Origin of the sequence: Lentzea sp. NPDC058450 (assembly GCF_042721395.1) — a bacterium.
Lineage (GTDB): Bacteria > Actinomycetota > Actinomycetes > Mycobacteriales > Pseudonocardiaceae > Lentzea.
This window is the reverse complement of record NZ_JBHXLO010000041.1, coordinates 57,281-76,108: the sequence shown is the minus strand read 5'-3', so window position 1 is coordinate 76,108 and position 18,828 is coordinate 57,281. Positions and strand designations below refer to the sequence as shown.

17 protein-coding genes are annotated in these 18,828 nt (G+C 70.1%); 12 read left to right on the top strand and 5 right to left on the bottom strand.

Annotated features, from left to right (window positions below):
- The first annotated feature begins 70 nt into the window (after positions 1–70).
- From ACFWNN_RS40585 to ACFWNN_RS40565, 5 genes are all read left to right on the top strand, one after another.
- Positions 71–853 carry a sensor histidine kinase gene (locus tag ACFWNN_RS40585; protein ID WP_382445294.1) on the top strand — a complete coding sequence of 261 codons (783 nt, stop codon included), beginning with the start codon at positions 71–73 and terminating at the stop codon, positions 851–853.
- Positions 850–1,503: a response regulator gene (locus ACFWNN_RS40580; protein ID WP_382445293.1), complete on the top strand. Its 654-nt coding sequence runs from the start codon at positions 850–852 to the stop codon at positions 1,501–1,503. Before ACFWNN_RS40585 ends, ACFWNN_RS40580 begins: the two co-directional genes overlap by 4 nt.
- A 74-nt stretch (positions 1,504–1,577) precedes the next feature.
- Complete coding sequence (locus ACFWNN_RS40575) at positions 1,578–1,895, top strand: hypothetical protein (RefSeq protein WP_382445292.1); 318 nt, start codon at positions 1,578–1,580, stop codon at positions 1,893–1,895.
- Positions 1,892–2,380, top strand: a complete 489-nt coding sequence (locus tag ACFWNN_RS40570) for a YceI family protein (protein ID WP_382445291.1) — start codon at positions 1,892–1,894, stop codon at positions 2,378–2,380. Before ACFWNN_RS40575 ends, ACFWNN_RS40570 begins: the two co-directional genes overlap by 4 nt.
- A 256-nt stretch (positions 2,381–2,636) precedes the next feature.
- Positions 2,637–6,230, top strand: a complete 3,594-nt coding sequence (locus tag ACFWNN_RS40565; RefSeq protein WP_382445290.1) for a discoidin domain-containing protein — start codon at positions 2,637–2,639, stop codon at positions 6,228–6,230.
- 39 nt (positions 6,231–6,269) lie between these two features.
- On the opposite strand, the gene ACFWNN_RS40560 is transcribed toward ACFWNN_RS40565, so the two are convergent.
- From ACFWNN_RS40560 to ACFWNN_RS40545, 4 genes are all read right to left on the bottom strand, one after another.
- Complete coding sequence (locus tag ACFWNN_RS40560; protein WP_382445289.1) at positions 6,270–6,512, bottom strand: prolipoprotein diacylglyceryl transferase family protein; 243 nt, start codon at positions 6,510–6,512, stop codon at positions 6,270–6,272.
- Between the two features lie 103 nt (positions 6,513–6,615).
- A complete protein-coding gene (locus ACFWNN_RS40555; RefSeq protein WP_382445288.1) occupies positions 6,616–8,391 on the bottom strand; it encodes a CocE/NonD family hydrolase in 1,776 nt (591 codons plus the stop codon).
- A gap of 555 nt (positions 8,392–8,946) precedes the next feature.
- Complete coding sequence (locus ACFWNN_RS40550; RefSeq protein WP_382445287.1) at positions 8,947–10,065, bottom strand: fatty acid desaturase family protein; 1,119 nt, start codon at positions 10,063–10,065, stop codon at positions 8,947–8,949.
- Positions 10,066–10,133: 68 nt separating this feature from the next.
- Positions 10,134–11,201, bottom strand: coding sequence for a ferredoxin reductase (locus ACFWNN_RS40545; RefSeq protein ID WP_382445286.1), 1,068 nt, complete (start codon positions 11,199–11,201; stop codon positions 10,134–10,136).
- Between the two features lie 86 nt (positions 11,202–11,287).
- On the opposite strand from ACFWNN_RS40545, the gene ACFWNN_RS40540 reads away from it, so the two are divergent.
- The 7 genes from ACFWNN_RS40540 to ACFWNN_RS40510 all read left to right on the top strand — a co-directional run bounded on the left by ACFWNN_RS40540 (position 11,288) and on the right by ACFWNN_RS40510 (position 17,620).
- Positions 11,288–12,433 carry a helix-turn-helix domain-containing protein gene (locus ACFWNN_RS40540; RefSeq protein ID WP_382445285.1) on the top strand — a complete coding sequence of 382 codons (1,146 nt, stop codon included), beginning with the start codon at positions 11,288–11,290 and terminating at the stop codon, positions 12,431–12,433.
- A gap of 374 nt (positions 12,434–12,807) precedes the next feature.
- Positions 12,808–13,359, top strand: a complete 552-nt coding sequence (locus tag ACFWNN_RS40535) for an RNA polymerase sigma factor (RefSeq protein WP_382445305.1) — start codon at positions 12,808–12,810, stop codon at positions 13,357–13,359.
- Positions 13,356–14,141 carry a zf-HC2 domain-containing protein gene (locus ACFWNN_RS40530; protein ID WP_382445284.1) on the top strand — a complete coding sequence of 262 codons (786 nt, stop codon included), beginning with the start codon at positions 13,356–13,358 and terminating at the stop codon, positions 14,139–14,141. The genes ACFWNN_RS40535 and ACFWNN_RS40530 overlap by 4 nt, the downstream gene beginning before the upstream one ends.
- Positions 14,138–14,884, top strand: a complete 747-nt coding sequence (locus ACFWNN_RS40525) for an ABC transporter ATP-binding protein (RefSeq protein ID WP_382445283.1) — start codon at positions 14,138–14,140, stop codon at positions 14,882–14,884. The genes ACFWNN_RS40530 and ACFWNN_RS40525 overlap by 4 nt, the downstream gene beginning before the upstream one ends.
- An 83-nt stretch (positions 14,885–14,967) precedes the next feature.
- Positions 14,968–15,714, top strand: coding sequence for an ABC transporter ATP-binding protein (locus tag ACFWNN_RS40520; protein WP_382445282.1), 747 nt, complete (start codon positions 14,968–14,970; stop codon positions 15,712–15,714).
- A complete protein-coding gene (locus ACFWNN_RS40515; RefSeq protein WP_382445281.1) occupies positions 15,711–17,063 on the top strand; it encodes a hypothetical protein in 1,353 nt (450 codons plus the stop codon). Before ACFWNN_RS40520 ends, ACFWNN_RS40515 begins: the two co-directional genes overlap by 4 nt.
- A complete protein-coding gene (locus ACFWNN_RS40510) occupies positions 17,060–17,620 on the top strand; it encodes a hypothetical protein (RefSeq protein ID WP_382445280.1) in 561 nt (186 codons plus the stop codon). The genes ACFWNN_RS40515 and ACFWNN_RS40510 overlap by 4 nt, the downstream gene beginning before the upstream one ends.
- Here ACFWNN_RS40510 and ACFWNN_RS40505 read toward each other — a convergent pair.
- A complete protein-coding gene (locus ACFWNN_RS40505; protein ID WP_382445279.1) occupies positions 17,617–18,825 on the bottom strand; it encodes a GDSL-type esterase/lipase family protein in 1,209 nt (402 codons plus the stop codon). The genes ACFWNN_RS40510 and ACFWNN_RS40505 overlap by 4 nt on opposite strands.
- Between the last annotated feature and the right edge of the window lie 3 nt (positions 18,826–18,828).

Below are 18,828 nucleotides of genomic sequence, written 5' to 3'. Positions count from 1 at the left end.
ATCCCGGGGATGTAGGGACTGCATCCGGGGTGTGATGCGCGGGCCGTCCCGGCTCTGTCACAGTGACGGGGTGTGGGAGCTGGTGGTGGCCGCGGTCGCCTGCCTGACCGCGGGTTTCCTGGCGGCACGGCTGGTGGCGGCCCGGCGCGCTTACACCCGTGCGGTGGAGGAACGCGGCTGGTTGCTGGAGCGGGAACGGGAGTCCGCCGCCCGCGCCGCCGTCGACGCCGAACGGGCGCGGATCGCGCGCGAGCTGCACGACGTCGTGAGCCACAACGTGAGCGTGATGGTGGTGCAGGCCGGAGCCGCGCGGCGGGTGCTGTCCGACGGCGAGGAGGCGACCGACGCGTTGCTGGCCGTGGAGAGCGCGGGCCGCGACACGATGACCGAGCTGCGGCACATGCTCGGCCTGCTCGCGCCGTCCGGTGACAGCGACGACCTGCTGGCGCCGCAACCGGGTCTGAGCCGGCTGGGATCGCTGGTGGACAAGATGTGCTTCGCCGGGCTGCCGGTGGAGGTGCGGGTGTCGGGCGAGCCGCGGCCGTTGCCGTCCGGCGTCGACCTGACGGCGTACCGGATCGTGCAGGAGGCGCTGACCAACGCGTTGAAGCACGGCGACGGGAGGCAGGCAGAGGTGACCGTCCGCTACGCCGACCACGCATTGCGGATCGAGGTGCTGAACTCGGGCCCCAGCGCGCTGACCGGCACCCCGGTGTCCACTGAGGACGGACACGGGCGCGGGTTGCTGGGGTTGCGCGAACGCGTCGCGGTGCTCGGCGGCGACCTGGACGCGCGCCGCCGTCTCGGTGGCGGGTTCCGGGTCCGCGCCAAGATCCCGATCGAGCGCCCGTGAGCGGCCCGCGCGTGGTGATCGCGGACGACCAGGCGTTCGTGCGCGTCGGGTTCCGGATGATCCTCAAGTCCGGTGGCGTCGAAGTCGTCGGCGAGGCGGCGGACGGCGCCGAGGCGGTGGCGGTCGTGCGCGATGTGCGGCCGGACGTCGTGCTGATGGACATCCGCATGCCGACCATGGACGGCCTGGAGGCGACCAGGCGGATCGTCCGCTCCTCGGACACCTGCCGGGTGCTGATGCTGACGACGTTCGACCTGGACCGGTACGTGTACGACGCGCTGGCCGCCGGCGCCAGCGGGTTCCTGCTGAAGGACGTGACGCCGGAACACCTGGTCGCGGCCGTGCGGCTGATCGAGACGGGCGACGCCCTGCTCGCGCCGTCGATCACCCGCCGGCTCGTGGAACGCTTCGCCTCCGGCGCGGCCCCGGTCGTGCACCAGGACCTGACCGCCCTGACGCCCCGCGAACGCGAGGTGCTCACGCTGGTCGGCGGCGGCCGGTCCAACGGCGAGATCGCCGCGCTGCTGACGTTGAGCGAGGCGACGGTGAAGACGCACGTCGCCCGCGTCTTCGCGAAGCTCGGCCTGCGGGACCGCGCACAGGCCGTCGTCCTCGCCTACGAGACGGGCCTGGTGACCCCCGGCGCCTGACTTCCGTGCTGGCACGGATCCGCCCGCGGCGCGAGGTGACGAGACTCGGAAGCCACCACTTCAAGGAGGCGACCATGTACGCGCAACTCACCTACTTCGACGGACCGCGCAGCCCCGAGCAGCTGGCCGCCGAGGACTTCGCGGCCACCGAGCGCATCAAGCCCGCGGTCGGCGCGGTGCCCGGCACCATCCGGACCTACGTGCTGCGCCAGGCCGACGGCGCCGAGGTGATCCTGACGATCGCCGAGACCGAACAGGCGCTACACGACATCCGCGACGCGATCATGGGCACCTCGCTGCTGCCCGGCGAGAACCCGGACCTGCTGCCGGGCGCCGACCGCGTCGAGATCTACCCGGTCCACGAGGTCTTCGAGCACGGGGCGACGTCATGACCGCCGTCCACGCCCTCGCCCCCGGCCGCTGGCAGGCCGACCTCGCGCGCACCACCGCGACGTTCACGGTGGGCAACCTCGGCCGCAGGACGCACGGCACGGTCCCGGTCACCGCGGGTTCGGTGGAGATCGGCCCCGACGGTGCGCTGGTGGGCGTGCGCGGCACGCTCGACCTGTCCGGCATCTCCACCGGCATCCCGAAACGCGACCTGGACCTGCGCCGGCGCGGCCTGCTGGACCTCGACCGGCACCCGACGATGAGGTTCGTGGCGACGTCCGCACGGGTCATGGACGACGGCTGGGAGGTGACCGGCACGCTGACCTGCCGTGGCACGGCGGCCGAGCTCACCGGGGTGGTCGTGGTGGACGACCTGGTGCTGACCGCCACCGCCCGGCTGGACCGCAGGGCGCTCGGCATCCGCGCGCCGTCGTTCCTGATCGGACGGTGGGTCGACATCACGGTGACGGCGGCGATCCGTCAGTGATCCGGTCTCGGTCACCGAAGTGGACCTAAGGATCCGCCGGAAACCGGTCCACCTCTTGTACCGGTCTTTTCGTGCCGCGAGACCGGTACCGGCGCCGCGCAGTACCGTTCTCGCAGCACAACGCCCCAGGACCGATCCAGCCGCATGACATCGATGTCGGCGCCGCGAATTCCTGTCTCGTTTGTCTTGTTGACCAGGGAGCTAACGCAATCGAAGCTTCCTGGCAACGTTGTCAGGACAGGGATCGGAGCACGCAATGGCGCAGGACTTCGGCAGCGGCGTCTCGCGGCGGCAGGCGTTGACCATGGGTGGCGGGCTGCTCGCCGGGTTCGGGTTGAGCACCCTGCTGCCCGCGACCGCGTCGGCCGCGCCCCAGCAGGCCGCGGCGCAACCGAAGACGATCGACCTCGCGTTGTTCCGTCCCGTGTCGGTGTCCTCGACGGACTACGCGGCGACGCCCGCCGAGTTCGCCGTGGACGGCCTCGCGCAGGTCGGCGTGCAGGGCTCCGGGTGGCGGGCCGCGCCGGGCGACGGCCAGTGGATGATCGTCGACCTGCAGGGCCGCTGCGAGATCAGCTCGGTGGTGCTGACGTTCGAGGCCAAGCCCGGTGACGGCCCCTTCGACGCCAACGCCTCGCGCGCCGAGACCATCGGCACCGAGATCCTGTCGAGCTACGCGGTGGCGTTCGACCTCGACGTCTCCGACGACGGCAAGGTGTGGCGGACGGCCTACCACTCGGAGTCCGGTGCCGGTGGCGCGATCACGATCCCGTTCACGCCGGTCGTGAAGGCGCGCTGGGTGCGGTTCTCCGCGACTCGCAGATCGACGACGAACCCGTTGGGGCTCAACGGGTTGCAGGTCTACGGCACCAGCCGCGACAACCGGCCCGCAGTCAAGGGCTGGACCAACTGGCCGGTGCAGGACCACCCGAACCCCGCGTTGACCGTGGCGGCGGACGGGTCGGTGCCGCTCGAGTCCGGCTGGGTGCTGACGATGCAGGACTTCGCGCCCGGCAAGGACGGCGCCGCGCTCTCGGGCCAGAACGTCGACACCCGCGGCTGGGTCCCGGCGACGGTGCCGGGCACGGTGCTCGCGTCGCTGGTCGAGCAGGGCCACCTGCCGGACCCGGTGTACGGCATGAACAACCTCAAGATCCCCGAGGCCCTGTCGCGGCACACGTGGTGGTACCGGCGGTCGTTCGGGCTGCCGCGCGGGCTCGACACGGGTGCGGGCCGGCACGTGTGGCTGGAGTTCGACGGCATCAACCACGAGGCCGAGATCTGGCTCAACGGAGCCAGGATCGGCGCGGTCAGCAACCCGTTCGGGCGGGCCGCGCTCGACGTGACGTCCACGCTGCGCCGCTCGGGCGACCAGAACCTCGCCGTGAAGATCACGCCGATGCCGTTCCCCGGCAGCCCCGGCGACAAGGGCCCACGCGGTGAGGCCTGGGTCGGCGCGAACAGCACGATGTTCAAGAACTCCCCCACCTACCTCGCGGTGTCGGGCTGGGACTGGATGCCCGCCGTCCGCGACCGCGCGTCGGGCATCTGGAACCACGTGCGGCTGCGCTCGACCGGCGCAGTGGTCCTCGGCGACCCGCGCATCGACACCGTGCTGCCGGACAAGACGACCGCCGAGGTCACGTTCACCGTGCCGGTCCGCAACGTCGAGGCCGCCGCGAAGAACGTCACCGTCACCGCGGAGTTCGACGGCGTCAAGGTGAGCAGCACCGTCACCGTGCCGGCGAACTCGACGCAGGACGTCGTGTTCGCGCCGTCGACCCACTCGCAGCTGCGGATCAAGAACCCGAAGCTGTGGTGGCCCAACGGGTACGGCGACCCGACGCTGCACGACCTGACGCTGACGGCCTCCATCGGCAACGCCGTGAGCGACCGCAAGAAGCGCAAGTTCGGCATCCGCCAGGTCACCTACCAGTACGACCTGCCGATCACGATCGTCGACGGCGCGGCCGAGCAGACCGTCGAGTTCCCGTACCAGCAGGCGCGTTACGTCCGCATGCAGGGCGGGCGGCGTGCCACCAGCTGGGGTTTCTCGATCTTCACGATGTCCGTGGCGGACAGCAAGACCCCGGACACCGACCTGGCGCGCGGCAAGACGGCCACCGCGTCGTCCGACGCCGACTGGACCTCCCCCGGCGCCGTGACCGACGGCGACCCGAAGTCCCGCTGGACGTCGAACTACAACGACAACGAGTGGGTGCAGGTCGACCTCGGCGCGGTGACCTCGTTCGACCGCGTGGTGCTGCGCTGGGAGACGGCGTACGCGGCCACCTACAAGATCCAGGTGTCGCAGGACGGCGACGCCTGGACCGACGTGGCGGAGAAGGACAACTCGCCCAAGCCGCTGATCATCCTCGTCAACGGCGTGAAGATCTTCGCGCGCGGCGGCAGCTGGGGCTGGGACGAGCTGCTGCGCCGCATGCCCGCCTCCCGCGCCGACGCGGCCGTGGCGCTGCACAAGGACATGAACTTCACCGTCATCCGCAACTGGGTCGGCTCGTCCTACCGCGACGAGCTGTTCGACGCGTGCGACAAGTACGGCATCCTGCTGTGGAACGAGTTCTGGCTCGGCTGGTCCTCCGACCCGGCCAACCACGACCAGTTCTTCGCGCAGGCCAAGGACACCGTGCTGCGCTACCGTTCGCACGCCTGCTGCGTCGTGTGGTTCGGCTGCAACGAGGGCAGCCCGCCCTCCGCCGTGGACAAGGTCCTGCGGGAGATCGTCCACACCAACACCGACCTCATGTACCAGCCGAACTCGGCCAGCGGCGTGATCACCGGCGACGGCACCTACCGCTGGGTCGACCCGCGCACGTACGGCACTGGCGAGGCCACCGGCGGGAAGTTCGGGTTCTGGAGCGAGATCGGCCTGCCGACCGTCTCGACCGCCGAGAGCATGCGCAACCTCGTCGGCCAGGGCAACGCGGGCTGGCCGATCGGCGAGGCCTGGTACCACCACGACTGGTCGGAGAACAGCAACCAGCAGCCCAACGGCTACAAGGCGGCGATCGACGCGCGCCTCGCGCCGTCGAGCAGCCTGGACGAGTTCTGCCGCAAGGCGCAGTTCGTCAACTACGAGAACATGCGCGCCATCTTCGAGGCCTGGAACGCCCGGCTGTGGAACGACGCGACCGGCGTGCTGCTCTGGATGTCGCACCCGGCATGGCACTCGACCGTCTGGCAGACCTACGACTACGACATGGACGTCAACGGCAGCTTCTACGGCTCCCGCAAGGGCTGCGAGCAGCGGCACGTCCAGGCGAACCTGACCACCTGGCAGGTCACCGCCGTCAACCACACGGCGTCACACCTCGTCGGCGTGACGGTTCGCGCGCAGCTGTTCGGCCTCGACGGCAAGGCGATCGGCCAGGCCCAGGAGCAGAAGCTCGACGTCAACGCGACCACGGCGACGAACCTGTTCACCGTGCCGTTCACCGACGCGCTGCCGGCGTTCCACCTGCTGCGGCTGACGATGACCGACGCGCAGGGCAAGCAGATCTCCGAGAACACCTACTGGCGCTACCGCACGCCGGAGTCGATGCACGCGCTCAACCAGCTGGCGTACACGCAGCTCACGACGACGTTGAGCGCCACGAAGGACGGCTACACCGCGGTGGTCCGCAACACCGGCAAGACGGTGGCGGCGATGGTCCGGCTGTCGCTGCGCGAGCGCAACGGCACCGACCGCGTGCTGCCGACCCTGTACAGCGACAACTACTTCTGGTTGCTGCCAGGGGAAAGCCGCACCGTCACGGTCGACCCGCAGCGCGACGTCAACCGGCCGAAGCTGCTCGTCGAGGCGTACAACTCGGCTCCGAAGCTGAGCTGAGGTCCTCCCGCCCTGGGTGCCGTCGTGCCGACGTTGCGGTCAGCGCGACGGCATCCAGCTCCACCAGGAACGCCGGGTGGAACGTACCCAGCACCGCGGGAGCCCGTCCGCGCCGATCACCGCCTTGCACGCGTCCTGGTCCCACTCGTGGATGGCGAGCGCCCACGACAGGCCCGTCGGGCCGCCGCAGACCTCGCTGTTGAACCAGTGCCCGAGCTTGCCGATCCCTTGCGCGAGCGCGATTCCCGGCGTGGCCGCGTCTGCCGGCGGTGGCAACGTCACGCCACTGGGTCGGACTGGGAACGTCGGCCCGGCGCACCTGGCCGACGGTAGCCGGATCAGGCCCCGCGCACCGGCGTTTCCGGCGCACGGGGCCCTTGGTCGATCAGATCGCGCCCCCGACGATCGGCAGCACCACCTTGCTGACGCCCAGCGAGACGTTCAGCGCGATGCCGCTCGCCCCGGTGTCGGTCGCGATGTACCCGCTGTGGTTGGTGACGAGCACGATGCCGATCCGGTGCCCGGCCGGGATCAACGCGTCCCTGGCGTGCAGCTTCCAGGTGACGTCCGCGGTGGTCCCGTTGGTGGGCAACGGGGTCGAGGACTCCAGCGACAACCTGTTCTTGGTGTCGATGGCGCCCTTGGTCAGCATCGTCGCCGACACGGCCTGGATCGAGACCTCCGGCGGCTTGGCGCAGCCGGTGCGGTCGCGGAGGTCGTTCTTCGCGCACGTCTCGGTGGACAGCTGCAACGGGCTGCGCTCGCTGAGCACCGCCTGGCTCGTCGGGCCGTAGTCCACCAGCAACGCCGTGAGCGGCGTCGACGCCCGGTTGGACGCGACCCGCGCGGTGATCCGGACCTCACCGGACAGGCGCGCGTCCTTGGTGAGCGGTGCCGTCACGTAGGCGAGGCGGCGCGAGTCGGCCGTCTCCGGGTTGGCCATCATGAGCGACTCGCTGAGGTTCGCGTTGTCCCCCAGGCGTTGCGTGCCGCCCGTGACCGGGGACGTCGTGAGCGAGCCGGACATGCCGTTCGCCGCAGGGCCGAAGTACAGCGTGGTGTCCTGCGTGTTCGGCCGGGGCCAGCTCGCGGCCTGCTCCCAGCTGCCGTCGGGCTTCTGCACGTCGGCCATCGGCTCGTTCATGATCCCGTTGTCCGCGCCCTTGAGCCAGTGGTCCATCCACAGCCCCATGACGCGCTGCCACTCGGCCTGCCGGAACGAGATGGGGTCGAGGTGCCCGCCGCGGTGCAGCCAGATCTTGCGCGGCACGTTCCGGTCCTGCAGCTCCTTCCACCACCGGCCGAACTGCGACGGCTTGACGTTCCAGTCCGCCTGCCCGTGCACCACGAACACCGAAGCGGTCGTGTTCTGCGCACCAGGCCGGTAGTCGCGCGCCTTCCAGAACTGCGTGTAGTCCCACGACTCGTCGCCGTCGTCGGCCGTCAGCTTGTCGAAGACAGGCTTGCACTTGGCCTTCTGGGCCGAGCTGACCACGTAGTTGGCGAGGAACGTCGGGTAGTTCGACTCCCAGCCCTTGTAGCCGATGCCCTGGTCCCGCGCGTACTCGTACCAGCTGGAGATCGCGGCGATCGGCACGATCGTCTTGACACCGGGGATGTTCGCCGCGGCGGCCGCGTTCGGCAGCGTGCCGTTGTAGGAGACGCCGAGCATGCCGACGTTGCCGGTGCTCCAGGTGGCCTTCGCCTCCCGGCCGTCGGCGTAGAACGCCTTCGCCCGTCCGTTCAGCCAGTCGACGACCGCCCTGACGCTCGCGGTGTCCTCCGGGCCGCCCGTGGTCGGGCAGCCGGTGGAGCGGGAGGTGCCTTGCATCTCCATCTCCACCACCGCGTAGCCGCGGGGGACGAAGTACTCGTCGTACCAGCGGCCGAAGCCTCTGGGGACGTTCGCGCTCGACGCCTTCGCCGCACCCAGACCGTAGTAGGGGCTGGCCTCCATGACGATCGGGACGCGTTCGGTGGTGTCCGGCCGCATGACGTCCGCGGCGATCCTGTCCAGCCTGCCGTCGGCGTCACTGTCTATTGCGGACTCGACGTAGACCGTCTCGGTGATCGCGGCAGGGGCTGCGATTGCCGGTGAGGCGGGTGTGTGGATCGTCGCGGCGGTCAGCAGGGTGGCCGCGACGAGGTAGACCCTTCGCATTGGTTCCTCCGTTGGAGGGCCCGGGCGAGCAGCAGGGGTACTTCGTGTTTCGGGCCCTCTGTACGGATCTCACCGGGTTCGGCCGGGTCGCCGGTACGGCCGAAAGATCTAAACCAATGCGGATCTTGGTTGGCGGTTGACGGCGCGTGGTCGCGTTCCAGCGGGGTTGGTCGCGTTCCCGGGGTTGGGCTGCGGTTGCGAGGGTTGGTTGCGCGGGTCGTGACGAAAGACCCTGGGAGTTGCGATTGGGGCTTGACCTTGAGCCTCTGGCGGGATGCTGGTCGTCCGGAAAAGCTGGGCTGAAAAGCGCCCGGCCGATCCGAGAGGGTGGCATCCCGCCCCCTCAAGGTAAAGCCCCAATCGCCTTGAGCGGCGTAACCGGCTCCCAGCCGTGCATCAGCCCGTTCGGGCTCGCCTTCGGCTTCGCGTGCCAGGCCTCGTAGGTGGCTGGGTTGCGTTGACGGCTGTCCGGTTGAGAGCGCGCGCCTGGCTTGCGTTGTGGTCACCTCACGATGACGACTGCCGTTGAGCGCGCGCCCCTACCCCTCGCCTCGGTCAGGCAGCGACCAGTTCCTTGTCCCGGTTCGGGGTCTTGACCTTCGGCTTCTTGTTCGGCAGCGACAGGCGGAACACCTTGCGCCACGCCGAGAACACCTGCTTCGGCAGCGGACCGGTCACGTACTCCAGCTCGTACTTCTCGAACAGGGCCTTCACCTTCACCGCGACCTCGGCGTAGCGGTTGCTCGGCAGGTCCGGGAACAGGTGGTGCTCGATCTGGTGCGACAGGTTGCCGGTCATGAAGTGCATGGCCTTGCTGCCGCTGATGTTCGCCGAGCCCATCATCTGGCGCAGGTACCACTGGCCGCGCGTCTCGCCCTTGATGGAGCGGCGCTCGAAGACCTGCACGCCCTCGGGGAAGTGGCCGCACATGATGACCGAGTGGGACCAGAGGTTGCGGATCAGGTTCGCGGTGAAGGTCGCCGCCAGGGTCGTGAGGAACGACGGGCCGGACAGCAGCGGGTGGATCACGTAGTCCTTGAGGACCTGCTTGCGGATCTTGCGGCCGACGGCCTTGGCGCGGGCGCGGAACTCCGGGTTCTTGCGGCGGCGCTTGTGGAGGTTCTTGCCCAGCTCGAGGTCGTAGGCGGCGATGCCGTACTCGAAGAAGCAGGCGTTGATGAAGTTCCAGACGGGCTGGCCGAGGTGGATCGGGTGCCACTTCTGGTCCTCGTCCACGCGCATGATGCCGTAGCCGAGGTCGTTGTCCTTGCCGATCACGTTGGTGTACGTGTGGTGGAGCTCGTTGTGCGAGTGCTTCCACTGGTCGGCGGGCGAGACGTGGTCCCACTCCCAGGTGGTGGAGTGGATCTTCGGGTCGCGCATCCAGTCCCACTGGCCGTGCAGGATGTTGTGCCCGATCTCCATGTTGTCCATGATCTTCGCGACGGACAGACCGGCGGTGCCGATGATCCAGGCCGGTGGGAAGAACGAGAACAGCAGGATGCCCCGGCTGGTCAGCTCCAGCTTGCGCTGCGCCGAGATGACCTTGCGGATGTAGGCGGCGTCCTTCTCACCACGGCTCGCGATGATCTCGTCGCGGATCGCGTCGAGCTCGCGGCCGAGCTCCTCGATCTGCTCTGCGGTGAGGTGCGCGGTGGGGTCGATGGCGGTCATGAAACTCGCTTTCCGGGGACAGTGGCTGGGGATGGGCCACTTCGCGGGGGGAGGAAGTGTGTGGTGGGTCAGCGTTCGAGTTCGCAGGGGCCCGCCGCGGCGGACACGCAGGTCTGGACGAGCACGTGGGCGGTGGGGCTGTCCTCGGCCTGGGTGATCTCGCCGGTGCGCAGGTCTCGCACCGCGCCGGACTTCAGCGGCGTGACGCAGCCGAAGCAGATGCCCATGCGGCATCCGGACGGCATCAGCACGCCCGCTTCCTCGCCGACGTTCAGCAACGGCGTGGCGCCGTCCGCGTCGACCGTCTTGCCGGTCTTGCCGAACGTGACCTCGCCGCCCTCGCCCGCGACCACGACGGTCGGGCGGAAGCGTTCGGTGTGGAGCTTCTCGGCGATGCCGTGCTCGGCCCAGTGCGCCTCGGCGGCGTCGAGCAGGCCGGTCGGACCGCACGCCCACGTCTCGCGCTCGGCCCAGTCGGGAACCAGGCGGTGCAGTTCGGCGACGTCGAGCATGCCGTCGGTGTCGGTGTGCAGCTCGACCAGCGTCAGCGACTTGTCCGCGACCAGGTCGTGCAGGTCGTTGCGGAAGATCACGTCTTCCTTGCGCGGCGCGGAGTGCACCATCACGACGTCGGTGAGCTTCGCGTCGCGCAGCATGCCCATGGCGGGCGTGATGCCGCTGCCGGCCGTCAGGTACAGCACCTTCGCGGGCTTGGCCTTGGGCAGCACGAACTCGCCGGTCGCCTGGTCGAGCTGGATGATCGTGCCGGGCTTCGCGTTGCGGACCAGGTGGCTGCTGACCTTGCCGTCCGGGATCGCCTTCACCGTGATGGTGATGCGGCCGTCGGCCCGGTGCGTCGGCGACGTCACCGAGTACGCACGCCACAGGCGCACGCCGTCGACGTCGATCCCGATGCGGATGTACTGACCCGCGACGTGACCGCGCCAGCCCTTGCCGGGCCGGATCACGATGGTCGCGGCATCGGCTGTCTCGCGGTGCACCGCTTCGATGCGACCGCGCAGGTCAGCGCCCGCTCGGAGGGGGCTGACCAGGTCGAGGTAGTCGGACGGCAGCAGTGGCGTCGTGACCAGCTCAAGCAGTTTCCACGCCCTGCTGCGGAGGGCGGCACTCGTCATGACTCCAGCTTGATGCGCCTCAGGGCGTAAAGTCCTGTCCGTAGGACGTGAATCTGCAAGCCCGGATTGTTCGCAGGGAACAAATCGTGACGCACGCAATGCGGCGAGCCACCGAACTCGCCCTCGACGAGAAGACCGTGACCGCGCTGCGGGCGGTGCTCAAGACGACCGCCGACGAGGTGGTCCGCGCCATCATCGCCGAGGTGCCGAGCTACGCCAACGCACTTTCCGGACGCATGGGTGGCACCATCCGCCGTGCCGTTCGCACCGCGCTAGGACACTACTTGGACCTGGCCGGCGGCACAGGCGGAGGCGGCGACGCATCGGACGCCGCCTACGAGCTCGGCCGCGGCGAGGTGCGCGACGGCCGCTCGATGGACGCCCTCCTGAGCGCCTACCGCGTGGGGGCCCGCGTGGCCTGGCGAGGCCTGGCCGCCGGGGCCGTCCCCGCAGGCCTGCCCGCCGCCGAGGTGGCGAAGTTCGCCGAACTGACCTTCGCCTACATCGACGAGCTGTCGGCCGCGAGCGCCGCCGGCCACGCCGACGAACTCGCCGCACGAGGCCTGGCCCACGAACGCCACCTCGAACAACTCGCCCGCGACCTGCTGGCCGGCGCCAGCGCCGAGGTGTTGCAGGCCGCCGCCGCACGAGCCGTGTGGCAACCACCGTCCACACTGACCGTCGTGCTGCTGCCCGCGTTCCAGGCACGGCCCGCCTACCGCCTGCTCGACCCCGGCACCCTGGTGCTCGACGACCTGCCGGACTCCCTGGGCGTGCTGCTCGTGCCCGACGCCGACCGCGCACACCTCTTGCGGCAGGTCATCGGCCGTGCGGCGGTGGTCGGCCCCGCACGTCCTTGGATGCGTGCGTCGGCCTCCTACGCACGGGCCGTACGCGCGCGCTCGTTGTCTTCGGACATCCGCGACACCGAGGAGCACCTCGCGTCTCTGGTGCTGAGTGCCGACCCCGACGCGTACGCGGACCTGCGGGCGCGCGCGCTCGCGCCGTTGCTCGAGCTGCCCGCCGCTACCGCGCGGAAGCTGGAGGAGACGTTGCGGGCGTGGCTGTTGCACCACGGGCGGCGGGAGGAGGTGGCGGCGACGTTGTTCGTGCACCCGCAGACGGTGCGGTACCGGATGCAGCAGCTCCGCGACCTGTTCCCGGATTTGGCGGCGCCGCGGCGGGTGTTGGAGTTGACGCTGGCGGTGGGGCTGCCGACGGCGGCGGAGTAGCGCCAGGCATGGATTGGGTGCGCGTGGGCCGCAGGTGGCGCAGGCAGTGGGCTGGTGCGCGAGTCGGCGGGTTGGCGGCTGGCGGGGCCGGCAGGTGTGGCGGCGACAGGCAGGACTGGCCAGCCGGAGGGTGGGTGAGCCGGCAGGCCTCGGGTCGGCATCCTGGCTGCGGGTTCGCGCTCGAGCTGCCGGTTCGTGCCTGAGGCCGCGACCTTCCTGGTCAGCTTGAAAGCGCCGGTCGCCCACCCCCGGAATCACTCCGGCGAGCTTCTTCTCGGTCTGCACTGAAGCAATAGCGAGACTTGGGGTGGCGCAGGCCACACCGGCGCGAGAACCTCGACCGCGATCTCGACGTCTTGCGGAGTGTGAGAGCCATCCGGGGTGAGCCGGCCGACCTCGACGAGGAACAACTCGTGCGCCGCGTGGCACGGGGTGATCGCCGTGCGTTCGAGGAGCTGTACCGCCGGACGTCGCCGTGGCTGACGGTGCGGCTGCGCAGGCGGTGTTCGGACGAGCAGGTCGTCGCCGAGGTGTTGCAGGAGACCTACCTGGCGGTGTGGCGGGCCGCTGATGCCTTCGCCGGGGCGGCGGCCGGGGGTAGTGCGGTCGGGTGGTTGTGGACGATCGCGGCGCGCAGGTTGATCGACGCGTTCCGCAGGCGGGCGCACCATGCGTCACCGCCTGCGGCGGCGGCCGCGGAGCATTCGGTGCCGGGTGCCGAGGAGGCCGTGTTGGACGGGGTGGTCGGGGACGAGGTGGGGGACGCGTTGCGGCGGCTTGCGCCCGAGTTGCGGCAGGTGTTGCAGGCGATGGTGCTGGACGGGTTGTCGGTGCGGGAGACGTCGGTGTTGCTCGGGGTGCCGGAGGGGACCGTCAAGACGCGGGCGCGGCGCGCTCGGATCGCGATGAGGGAGGCGCTGGCATGACCGTTGACCATCCGACCGAGCTGTTGTTGCGCCGGTATGCGCGCGGGGACGAGGACATTCCCGCTGACCAACTGTGGGCCGTCGAGTCGCATATGGAGTCGTGTGGGCCTTGCCGTGGCCGGTTGGCTCCCGAGCCGATCGCCGAGGCGGTGTGGGCCGAGATGGCGCCGTTGCTCGAGCGGACGCCTCAGATGCCCCGGCAACGGCGGCGGCCGCACGGGTGGGTGTCGCCGGCGGCCGGGCCCTGGCTCGCGATGATTCTGCTGGTCACGGCTGCGGCGGTGGCGTTGGACCGGGTCGGGGTCGCGGTGGGTGACCGGGTGTCGCTGGTGCTGTTGATCGCACCTGTGCTGCCGGTCCTGGGGGTGGCCGCGTCGTGGAGTCGCGCGCTGGATCCCGCCTTCGAGCTGACCGCCGCCACTCCTAGGGCCGGGTTGCCGTTGGTGTTCCGGAGGACGGCGGCGGTGCTCGCCGTGGTGATCCCCGGCCTGGCAGGAGCCAGTCTCATCACGGACGTCGGTTTCGTCCGGTGGTTGTTGCCGTGTCTGGCGTTCACGCTCGGCACGCTCGCTCTCGGCACGCTCATCGGCGTCACGCGGGCCGCCGTGGCGCTCGTCGCGGCGTGGGCGGTGGTGATCGTGGCGCCGACGATCGCGTTCACGACCACGTCCACGGCGTTCGACGCGCACGCCGCGCCGGTGTGGGCGGTCGTGATCGCCGTGAGCGGCGCGGTGATCGTGGCGAGAAGGATGACGTTCACGCGCCTGGAGGCCGACCGATGACCGCGCCCACCACGTACGCCTGGGAGATCGAGGCAGAGAACCTCGAGGTCAAAGCCGGCCGGAAGACGGCAGTCGACGGCGTCACGCTGAGAATGGGGCGCGGCGTGCACGGGCTGCTGGGCCCCAACGGCGCGGGCAAGACGACGCTCATCCGCGCGCTCGCGACGGTCCTCAACACCAAGGGCACCCTCAACCTGTTGGGGGGCATGGAGCTCAGAGAGCTCAGGAAGCGGATCGGGTACCTGCCGCAGGAGTTCGGGCACTACAAGCGGTTCACGGTCCGGGAGTTCGTCGCGTACGTGGCGTGGCTCAAGGAGATGCGCGACATCCCCGCGGCGACCCAGCGCGCGATCGACCGGGTCGGGCTCGCTGACCGCGCCGACGACAGGATGAAGACGCTGTCCGGCGGCATGATCCGGCGGGTCGGCATCGCGCAGGCCATCGTCAACGACCCGGAGATCCTGCTCCTCGACGAACCCACCGCGGGCCTCGATCCCGCTCAGCGACTGAAGTTCCGCGAGTTGCTCACCGAACTCGGCACCGACGCGTGCGTGGTCGTCTCCACGCACCTGGTCGAGGACGTCGCCGCCGCCTGCACCGACGTGGTGCTGCTCTCCCAAGGCAAACTCGTCTTCCAGGGCACCCCCGACCAGCTCCAGGCCCAAGGCACCGACCGGCACCCCGGCGACAGCCCGATCGAACGCGGCTACAGCGCCGTGCTCGGCCTCTCCGGCACGTGGTGAGCCACGTCACAGCATTCCGAGAACCCGAAGGGCGCCAACGCCGTCTAGCCGGGTGAAGCGGAAATGACTTGAGGGAGAACAGGATGCGGGCGATCGAAGCCGACACCCTGGTGGTGCGCAGGGGAAAGCGCAACGCGGTCAACGGGCTCAGCCTGAGCCTCGGCCGAGGCGTGCACGGGCTGCTCGGCCCGAACGGCGCGGGCAAGACGACGTTGATCCGCACGCTCGCCACCGTGCAGGCGCCGACCAGCGGAACGCTCCAGCTGCTGGGCGAGAAACCGAACGGGTTCAAGGCGGTGCGCCGCAAGCTCGGGTACCTGCCCCAGCACTTCGGCTACTACAAGCGGTTCAAGGTGCGGGAGTTCGTCGAGTACCTGGCGTGGCTCAAGGAGATGCCCGCCAGGCAGATCCCCGCAGCCGTCCACAGTGCACTCGACCGGGTGGGCCTGACCGACCGCGCCGACGACCGCATGAAGTCGTTGTCCGGCGGCATGATCCGGCGGGTCGGCATCGCGCAGGCCATCGTCAACGACCCCGAGATCCTGCTCCTCGACGAACCCACCGTCGGCCTCGATCCCGCGCAACGACTCAGGTTCCGCGAACTGATGACCGAACTCGGCCAACGGTCGTGCGTGCTGATCTCCACCCACCTGGTGGAGGACGTCGCGGCGGCCTGCACGGACGTCGTGCTCGTCAACGAGGGCGAGCTGGTGTTCCGGGGAACCCCGCAGGACCTCACGAACGCCGGCACGGACGCCCACGTCGGCGACAGCCCGATCGAACGCGGCTACTCGGCGCTGATCAGCGCGAACGCCGGGGGTGCCTGGTGACCGGACTGCGCATCGAACTGCGGCGCTCGACCGCGCTCTGGGCCGGACTGGTGGTCCTGGTGTCGAGTGTGGGAATGCTCTGGCTCGTCACGTCGCCGAGCGCGCTGTGGCCAGGGAACTCGACGTCGGCCGTGCTCCAGCTCCGCCTCCCGATCGCGTACGTATGGGCGCTGGTCGTCGGATTGGCCACGCTGCAGGGGATGCGCGACAGCCGGGCGGGCGTCACCGAACTGTTCGCCAGCACGTCCCGCCCGAGCTGGAAGAGGCTCGGCACCCTCGCGGGCTCGGTGGCGGGCGTGGTCGCGGTGGCGGCGGCCCTGCTGTGCGCGGGACTGGTCGTGAAGGTCGCGCTGGGCGGCGGTTTCGTGTCGATCGGGTTCGTCCCACTCGCGCTGACCGTCGTCCTGGCACTCACGTCGAGCACTCTGCTGGGCCTCGCCATCGGCAGGTTGCTGCCGCACCCGCTGACGGTCCCGGTGGCGCTGGTCGCGACGTTCATGCTCGCGACGACGGGCGGCCGCGCGGTCGAGGCGCGCTCCCCCGGCGACGAGATCTCCCCCCTCGCCCTGCTCACGCCGGTCATGGACCCGCCGGGCTCCGACCTCGTGACCACCTCGACGTCGGTCGACCTGGGCCAGCTCGCGTGGTTCACCGGCCTCGGCGTGACGGCGTTCCTGCTGTTCGTCGCCCGCACGCACGTCGGCCGGCTCGCCGCGCTCGTGCCCGCGGGACTGACGCTCGCCCTGGCGTTGTCGATCATGCCGGCCAAGTACTCGGACGTGCTCGTGTCGGATTCCATCGCGAGCAAGCTGGTGTGCGACAGCACGGTCTGCGTCGGCCAGGTGCACGCCGACGACCTGCCCAAGGTCGCCGAGGCGGGCAAGGCGGCACTGGCCAAGCTCGCCGTGCTGCCCGACGCGCCGAAGGAGGTCCACGAGGACACGTCGGCGATGGCGCATCTCGTGGCCACGCAACGCAGTCCGCGGACCGTCTACCTGAAGACGACGGGCTACCCGCGTGCACTGACGATGACATCGGACGAGATCCGCCTGGAACTGCTCGCCGGCGCGGGCGTCGCCCCGTGCGCCGAACCGTACTCCTTCAACACCTACGAGGGCACAGTCCGCTACATCACCGCCGGCTACTTCAACGGAGAGCTCGCGCGGCTCGCCTCCGAACCACTCATGTGGAACAACGACCGGCTCCGCGCGGACATGGACCAGGCGTGGCAACAGTTCCGCGCGCAACCCGCGAACGAGCAGCTGAACCGGATCACCGAAGTCCGGCAGATGCTGCTCAGGTGCGAGGACTCCGAGCGGACGCTGGACGTGCTGAAGGCGGGCCGATGAGGCCGCTCGCGCTCTACGCCAAGTCCCGCAACGTCCCGTCCGCTCTGGTCGTCCTGCCGGTGGTGGTGCTGATCGCCTGGTCCGCGCTGCGCTCCCCGTGGACACCGCTGAGCGCGTCGCTGACCAGCCTGGCCGCCGTCCTGGTGACCACGGTCGGCCTCGCGGGCCAGGACCCGGAGCTCGACCGGTCCACCGCCGTCCCGTGGCCGCTCTGGCGACTCGCCCACCTCCTGCTCGCCACGATCACGGCCACCGCGGCGGTGCTCCTGGTGCAGGAACTGGGCTACGAGCCGTTCAGCGCCGCGTTCGTCGTGCGCGACACGGCGGGCATGATCGGTCTGGCCGGGCTGGCGGCGGCGGTCGCCGGGGCCAGGCTCGCCGCCACCGCGCCGGTGCTGTGGTGGGCGGTGGCGGCGATCATGCCGCCGGGCGAGTCCCTCACGTCCAGGATCGTCACCTGGCCGCTCGGGTCCCCGGACGACGCCGCGACGACGTGGACGGCCGCGCTCCTGTTCCTCGCCGGGATCACGGCCTACAGCGTCAAAGGCAGCCGTTAGGCGAGGGTCTCCAGCGCGATGTAGTCCGCGATCGCCTGCTGCCCCACGATGTTCGCGTGAACGCCGTCGCCCGTGTCGTAGCGCGGGTTGACGGCGTTCGGCCTGATCGGGTCCTCCAGCACCTGGTCGAAGTCCTGCACGGTGGCGCAGGTGTCCGAGCAGTCGCCGCCCCGCTTCACGAAGTCGTTCACGGCGTGGCGGTCGATGTTGTTCTGGTCGCTGTACCCGGGACGCGGCGTGATGGGCGTGACGTGCACGGAGATCCCGGCGTTGCGCAGCCGCTGGAACACCGCGCGGTAGCTGGTGACGATCTCATCGGCCGTGCAGCCGTTCGCAACGTCATTCGTGCCGTAGTAGTAGATGACATCCGTGACGCCGTGCAACGCGAGCACGTCGCGTTCCAGCCGTGTCATCGCGTCCAGCCCGACGAAGGCCGCCGGGGTGCGCGGGCACACCGCGCTGGTCGTGCCGCTGATCCCGGCGTTGGCGACCGCGAACTGAGGGCCACCAGAGGCCACGATCCGGCGGGCCAGCACGTCGGTCCAGCGCTTGTTGGTCCCGAGCTCGGTGCACCCCGGACCGCAGTTCGTGCTGCCGATGCCGTCGACCACCGAGCTGCCGAACGGCACGACCGTCCCGCGCAGCCGGGGGTTCACCACGTCGACCGCGCTGACCACGTACGTCGACTGGACCTTCTCGGTGAACGCGGCCCCCGCGTCGGTGGTCCTGTCCCCCGACCCCGCCGGGGACAGGTAGTTGTCCCGGAACGCCGACTCGTGCCGCCCCGGCACGACGTCACCGGCGACGTGCATGCTCACCGCGAGGTCGGCGCCGGGTGTCGTGGCCAGGTTCGTCCGGTCGCTCCACATCTCGCCCCCGGCGGGGATCGTCACCGACCGGCGCCCGTCGAACGTCACCTCGCGCGTCCCGTCGACCGCCGCCCCACCGGTGCTCACCGCCACGGTCGTGCGGTCGATCGTCAGCGGTTGTTTCCCGAACGTGTTCTGCACCCGGATCCGGACCGCGCTGCCGCCCTGGCTCAGGTGCGTGATCATCCGCATCGACTGGTCGTGCAACGTCACGGGCGCGAGGTGCTGCTGCGACTGCGCCCACGACGTGAACCACACCGGGCGGTCAGCTTCGGCAACGGGCGTGAGCAGCGCACCGGCAACGAGCACGGTCGACACGATCGCAGGGGTTCTCATGCC